The following is a 6,252-nucleotide window of genomic DNA, read 5'->3' on the forward strand; positions in this document are numbered from 1 at the left end:
GCGGATTACACTCTTCGGGAAATCCGCCGCAAACACCGACGCTCAGGTCAGATGGAGATGCCGCACTGACTCTGCATCTCGCCCGTTATGGCAGGGCCCAGGTTGGCGCTCCAATCCACAAAGCCGGTACGGATCGGCGATGGCCTGAACGTCGCGTGCTCGGCGAAGACCCGGGCAAAGCAGGCCACCTTGTCTCCTGAATATCCGCGCTGAGCCGCGATCTTCGTGCCMGCAAGGTAGGCTCCGCCCTGGGTTTGGGGCCCCGCATAGGTGTTGCGGCCTGCGATGCGGGCGGGCTTGCGGGCCGCGAGATCGGCCAGCCGGTCGACGCCGCAGCGGCGGCGGAGCTCGGCATTGTAGGCCGGTGTCGAGGGAGCAAACCAACCTCGGTTTCCGCTGGCTTTCTCGACCACGACGGCATGCCGTGCAAACACCTGCGCGTAGCATTCCGCGTTCGCGTAGCCGCGCTTCTGGGCGAGCCGCAAACCGGTTTGGTAGGTCGTGATGGTTTGCGAGGAGGCGGCACTGCTGCCCAGTGCGAGGGCGGCAATCGCCGCGAATGTGAGAACGCGCATCGTCAAGGCCAGTCCGGCAAAGTCATCGTCCCCCCATGAGACAGGAGCGCCGTCTCAATCGTCAAGCGCACTGGGGGGCGCCGTCCGCTCAACCTTACAAAAACGTCATCTCGGCGCGAAAACGGGGTAAGGCGCCACCCGTCATGGTCACGACACCAAGCAGGGAATGCCCCTGCCGTCAGTCGCAGAGGTAAAACCATGACGACCCCTACCACTTCCAAGTCCATCCTCAAGCGCGGCGCCTTGATCGCCGGTGCGGCCACGCTGGGCATCGGTCTTGCCGCTGGTCTCGCGGATGGCGCTCTCATGCAGAATCACAGCGCCTTTGCCCAGCCGATCCAGCTCTCCGGCGTCCAGACCCAGCTCCCGTCCTTTGCGGACATGGTCGATCACGTGAAGCCGGCTGTCGTTTCCGTTCGCGTCAAGACCAGCGTCGCTGCCGCCTCCGCCGAGGATGGCGAGAGCGGCATCGAAGGTCTGCCGCCCGGCCACCCGCTCGAGCGCTTCCTCCGCCGTTTCGGTGAAGAGGGTCAGGGCCAGGGCCAGGGCCCGCGTCAGGGCAAGCCGCAGCCGCGTCAGGGCATGTCGCAGGGTTCGGGCTTCTTCGTCAGCCAGGACGGCTATGTCGTGACCAATAACCACGTCGTTCAGAACGCGACCGAGGTCCAGCTCGTCACCGATTCCGGCAAGACGCTTGCGGCCAAGGTCATCGGCACCGATCCGCGGACCGATATCGCCTTGCTGAAGGTCACCGAGGAGGGCAACTACCCCTTCGTCCAGCTCGCCAAGACGAAGCCGCGCATCGGCGACTGGGTGCTGGCTGTCGGCAACCCCTTCGGCCTCGGCGGCACCGTGACCGCGGGCATCGTCTCGGCCCAGGGGCGCGACATCGGCTCTGGTCCCTATGACGACTTCCTGCAGATCGATGCGGCCGTGAACCGCGGCAACTCGGGTGGCCCGACCTTCAACCAGAAGGGTGAGGTCGTCGGCGTGAACACCGCGATCTACTCKCCGTCGGGCGGCAATGTCGGCATCGCCTTTGCCGTTCCCGCTGCCACGGTCGACAGCGTCGTCGCCTCGCTGAAGAAGGATGGCTCCGTGGCCCGTGGCTTCATCGGCGTCCAGATCCAGCCGGTCACCGCCGAAGTCGCCGATGCGATCGGCCTCAAGGAGCCCCATGGCGCCCTGATCGCCGAGGCGCAGGCCAATGGTCCCGCCGCCAAGGCAGGCATCAAGCGTGGTGACACGATCATCGCCGTCAATGGCGACAAGGTCGCCGACGCCCGCGATCTCTCCAAGAAGATCGCGGTCTTCGCACCGGGCACCAAGACGACCCTGACCGTGTGGCGCGACGGCAAGGAGCGCGAGGTCAGCTTCGAGGTCGGCCGTCAGCCGGCCGCCTAAACAAGGTTGGGCAGGCTTCCTGGCCTTCAGTCGCCCCTGCCAGGTAAACCAGCCTTAACGCGGCAGGCCGGATGTATTCATCCGGCCTGCCGTTTTTCAGTTTCCTGAGGTAACCTGCCGTCATGCGACTCCTTATCGTTGAAGACGACGCCGAAGCGGCGGCCTATCTCGTCAAGGCCTTTCGCGAGGCTGGGCATGTTGCCGATCATGCCGCCGACGGCCTGCAGGGCTATGCGATGGCGGAGGGGGGCGGCTATGACGTTCTGGTGGTCGATCGCATGCTGCCGCGCCTCGATGGCCTGTCGCTGATCCGTTCGCTCAGGGAGCAGAACGATGCGACGCCGGCGCTGATCCTGTCGGCGCTCGCGCAGGTCGATGACCGCGTCAAGGGCTTGCGTGCCGGCGGCGACGACTATCTGCCGAAACCTTATGCCTTCTCCGAGCTGCTGGCGCGCGTCGAGGTGCTGTCGCGGCGGCGTGCGGCGCCGGCCTCGGAGCCGACGACCTATCGCGTCGGCGATCTCGTGCTCGACCGGCTGGCCCACCGGGTCACGCGCGGCGACAGCGAGATACCGCTGCAGCCACGCGAATTCCGCCTGCTCGAGTATTTGATGAAGCATGCCGGGCAGGTCGTGACGCGCACGATGCTGCTCGAAAATGTCTGGGACTATCATTTCGATCCGCAGACCAACGTCATCGACGTGCATGTCTCGCGGTTGCGTTCGAAGGTCGACAAGGGCTTCGAGCATCCGATGATCCACACCATTCGCGGCGCGGGATACATGGTTCGTGACACGACCCGCTGACATCGTCTCGCCGGGCTCCGGTGCGTCTCAGGCTCCGAAGAGGAAGCAGCGCTTCCTGCCGAACCTGTTCCGCACCACCGCCTTCAAGTTGACCGCGATTTATCTCGTCATCTTCGCGCTCTTCGCCGGGTTTGTGCTCGGCTATGTCGCCTGGAATGCCAAGCGGCTGCTGGATGACCAGATCCGATCGACGATCGACGCCGAGATCCAGGGGCTCGCCGAGCAGCAGCGCCTGGGTGGCATCAGGCGCCTCGTCAATATCATCGAGCGGCGTTCGCGCGCGCCGGGCGCTTCGCTTTATCTCGTGACGACGCCGGTCGGCGAGCGTCTGGCCGGAAATGTCGAGGCACTGCAGCCGGGCGCTCTCGACCTGCCGGGTGAGAGCGAGATCGAATATTCCCGCAGCAGCGACGCGCTCGACTCGCCGAGCCGCGCCATCGTCCGGGTCTTCGTGCTTCCGGCCGGCTTCAGGCTGCTCGTCGGCCGGGACCTCGAGGAACGGGATCGGCTGGGCGTGGTGATCCGGCGGGCGGCCGGCTGGTCGCTTCTGCTCGTCTTCGTGCTGGGCTGCTTCGCGAGCTGGTTTGTGGCGCGGCGCGTGCTCAAGCGCATCGACGACATGACCGATACCGCGCAGACCATCATGGCGGGGGATCTCAAGGGGCGGCTCGCGATCTCCGGTACCGGCGACGAGCTGGATCGGCTGGCGCTCAATCTCAATGCCATGCTCGACCGGATCGGCGAGTTGATGTCTGGCATGCAGGAGGTCTCCGACAATATCGCGCATGATCTCAAGACGCCGCTGACACGTCTGCGCAACCGGGCGGAGGAGGCGCTCCGGACCGCCCAGTCGCCGGACGAACTCCGCGGCGCACTGGATGCGTCCATCGATGAGGCCGACAATCTGATCCGCGTCTTCAATGCGCTGCTGATGATCGCGCGGCTGGAAACGGGGCGGATCAATGACAGCATGGCCGAATTGGATCTCTCGGAGGTTGTTTCGGGGCTCGCCGAGCTCTACGAACCCTTGGCGGAAGAGGCGGGTCTTGAGATCGTCACCGAGGTTACGCCTGACCTGCGCGTATTGGGCAATCGCGAGCTGATCGGACAGGCGCTCGCCAACCTGATCGACAATGCCCTGAAATATGGCAAGCCGACCGGGGAGGCCGCCCCCATCGTGCGCGTTGCCGCCGGGGTGGTCGGGCAACAGATCGAGCTCTCCGTGACCGATAATGGGCCAGGTATTCCCGAGGCCGACCGCGGTCGCGTTCTCGAGCGCTTCGTCAGGCTGGATCAGAGCCGCAGCAAGCCCGGCTTCGGGCTCGGCCTCTCGCTCGCGGCCGGCGTCGTCCGGCTCCATGGCGGCCAGATCAGGCTCGAGGACAATGCGCCGGGCCTGCGCGTTGTCATGCTGTTGCCGGAAGCTCCGCCCAAGCCTGTGGAAACAGCCGGGGAAGGAGCGCTTCCCGCCTCGACAGCGCAGGCGAACCCTGCTGGCCTCCAGTCGGCTTGATCGGCGGGGTTATGCAATGGACGGGCAGCTTTGCGAGAGAGTTTCGAGCGCGCCCGTCCTGCCGGCGCGGGCCAAGGCCGATGCGCTCATCGCGCATGACCTGATCGATCGCCTGCGGGACGAGAAGGCCGCCCAGGCTCTCGCCGCCCATTTCGCGGACTATCCGCGTTCGACCGAACTCGTCGCTGGTCTGCTGGCGCATTCGCCTTTTCTCGCGCAGGTCATGCGGCTTGATCCCGAAGGGCTGCTCGCCTCCCTGACCTTGCAGCCGGAAGCGCAGCGGGACGCCCTGCTCGGTGATATCCAAGCTCTGGGTGCCGCCGCCGAATGCGAGACCGGCGAACTGATGCGGGGCTTGCGGCGCTTTCGCCAGGCCATGGCGCTGCTCGTGGCGCTCGCCGATATCGGCGGCCTCTGGGATGTCGAGACGGTGRCGGCCGCCTTGACCGCGACCGCCGACATGGCGGTGCGGCTGGCGGTTGCGCATGCATTGCGGCAGGCGGCCGACCTCGGGCGGATTACCCTGGCCGATCCAGCCAATCCAGGCCCGGGCTCAGGCCTCGTCGTGCTCGCGCTGGGCAAGCACGGCGCCGGCGAGCTGAATTACTCCTCCGACATCGATATCGTCGTCTTCTTCGATCCCGAAGCGGCCGAGGCCGCGGGCGTCGCCGAGCCGTCGAGCTTCTTCGTCAAGCTGACGCAACAGGTCGCCCGGATCATCCAGGAGCGGACCCCGGACGGTTACGTCTTCCGCGTCGATCTCAGGCTGCGGCCCGATCCCGGCTCGACGCATGTCGCCGTCGCGCTGCCGACCGCCTATTCCTACTATGAGACCGTCGGTCAGAACTGGGAACGGGCGGCGATGATCAAGGCGCGCCCCGTGGCGGGCGACCTCGAGCTCGGCCACCGCTTCATCCGCGATCTCGCCCCCTTCATCTGGCGCAAATATTTCGACTTCGCCGCGATCGCCGACATCCATGCGATGAAGCGCCAGATTCAGACGGTGAAGGGCCACGAGACCGTTGCGGTCGCCGGCCATAACGTGAAGCTCGGGCGCGGCGGCATCCGCGAGATCGAGTTCTTCGTGCAGACACAGCAGCTCGTCTTCGGCGGCAGGCGTCCGGCTTTGCGCGGTGCGCGGACCCTCGACATGCTGGCCGAACTGACCCGCGAAGGCTGGATCACGCCCCAGGCGCGCGACGAGCTCGGCGAATCCTATCGCTTCCTGCGCACGATCGAGCACCGCCTGCAGATGCGCAATGACGAGCAGACGCAGACGCTGCCGACGCAGAAGGCCGATCTCGAGGCCTTTGCCCGTTTCTGCGGCTATCCCTCGACGGCCGCTTTCGGCAAGGCGCTGACGGCTCATGCCAAGCGCGTCGAAGGCCATTATGGGCTGCTGTTCGAAGAAGGTCCGAGCCTGGCGAGCGAGGCAGGCACATTGAGCTTCACCGGCACCGAGCTTGATCCCGATACGTTGGAAACGCTGGGCAAGCTCGGCTTTCGCGCMCCGAAAACCGTGGCGGAGACCGTGCGCGGTTGGCATTTCGGCCGCCGTGCTGCCGTCACCAGTGCGCGCGCCCGTGAGGTGTTGACCGAGCTGACGCCGGCGCTGCTCGTGGCGCTGGGCCGCACGGCCGATCCCGATGGTGCACTCGCCCATCTCGACAACGCCTTCGTTCGGATGCCGGCGGCTGTCGAACTGCTGACCCTGCTGCGTTCGCATGGCTCGCTCTTGACGATCTTCGCCGAGATTCTTGGCAGCGCCCCTCGCCTGGCCAAGGTCGCCGCCCTGCACCCGCATGTGCTCGACGGAGTGATCGACCMGGCCTTCACCTCATCCGTGCTCGATGGCGAGGCGGTCGCGCGGCGCATTCGCGCCGCTGTCGGGACGCCGCCGCCCAGCGTGGAGGACGGGCTCGATCGACTGCGCGACGCGGCCCGGCAGGAGAAC

General features: G+C 66.2%; 5 protein-coding genes. 4 read left to right on the top strand and 1 reads right to left on the bottom strand.

From position 1 onward, the window contains the following. Positions 1 to 47: 47 nt before the first annotated feature. Positions 48 to 581, bottom strand: a complete 534-nt coding sequence (locus AC1DJT_RS13815; RefSeq protein ID WP_441506610.1) for a hypothetical protein — start codon at positions 579 to 581, stop codon at positions 48 to 50. Between the two features lie 192 nt (positions 582 to 773). Between AC1DJT_RS13815 and AC1DJT_RS13820 the strand changes: the two genes are divergently transcribed. The 4 genes from AC1DJT_RS13820 to AC1DJT_RS13835 form a co-directional block, all read left to right on the top strand. Beyond that, on the top strand, positions 774 to 1,979 hold the full coding sequence (locus AC1DJT_RS13820) for a S1C family serine protease (RefSeq protein ID WP_441489148.1): 1,206 nt from the start codon (positions 774 to 776) through the stop codon (positions 1,977 to 1,979). A gap of 122 nt (positions 1,980 to 2,101) precedes the next feature. Then, positions 2,102 to 2,785: a response regulator transcription factor gene (locus AC1DJT_RS13825; protein ID WP_043241143.1), complete on the top strand. Its 684-nt coding sequence runs from the start codon at positions 2,102 to 2,104 to the stop codon at positions 2,783 to 2,785. 55 nt (positions 2,786 to 2,840) lie between these two features. Next, the gene (locus tag AC1DJT_RS13830; RefSeq protein ID WP_441489235.1) at positions 2,841 to 4,298 is read left to right on the top strand and encodes a HAMP domain-containing sensor histidine kinase; all 1,458 of its coding nucleotides are present in this window, start codon (positions 2,841 to 2,843) and stop codon (positions 4,296 to 4,298) included. A 16-nt stretch (positions 4,299 to 4,314) separates the two neighbouring features. Further along, positions 4,315 to 6,252, top strand: a 1,938-nt coding sequence (locus AC1DJT_RS13835; protein WP_476834251.1) for a bifunctional [glutamine synthetase] adenylyltransferase/[glutamine synthetase]-adenylyl-L-tyrosine phosphorylase, incomplete at its 3' end; no start/stop codon positions are given.

Source organism: Allobosea sp. 05T422_2 (assembly GCF_056396265.1).

Coding starts and splice junctions, on each gene's coding strand:
- AC1DJT_RS13825 (WP_043241143.1), top strand. CDS start 2,102: ATGCGACTCCTTATCGTTGAAGACGACGCCGAAGCGGCGGCCTATCTC.